Genomic DNA, 291 nt, shown 5'->3' on the forward strand with positions numbered 1-291 from the left:
CAAGCCGGTGATTATTGCCGGATTGCGTGAATTGCTGCCGCAGGCGCGGCTGGTATCGCTTGGCGGGCCGACGGAAACGACGATCTGGAGTATCTGGCATGAGATCAGAGCCGAGGATGTCCGTATTATTCCCTATGGTATTCCGCTGCCTGAAAACAGTTATTTTGTGCTGGATGAACAGGGTGAACATTGTCCTGCCGGTGTTGCCGGGCGTATCCACACCGCCGGTGTGAATGTGGCGCTGGGCTATCTGGAAGATGGCACAATTATCCAGACGGATTTTGTGACGGT

1 protein-coding gene is annotated in these 291 nt (G+C 54.6%); it reads left to right on the forward strand.

The genetic code is table 11. From position 1 onward, the window contains the following. Positions 1 to 291, forward strand: a 291-nt coding sequence (locus HBA93_RS20590; RefSeq protein WP_221724511.1) for an AMP-binding protein, incomplete at both ends; no start/stop codon positions are given.

Origin of the sequence: Ochrobactrum sp. SFR4, from assembly GCF_019730395.1 — a bacterium.
In the GTDB taxonomy this organism is placed as follows: Bacteria; Pseudomonadota; Alphaproteobacteria; order Rhizobiales; family Rhizobiaceae; genus Pseudochrobactrum.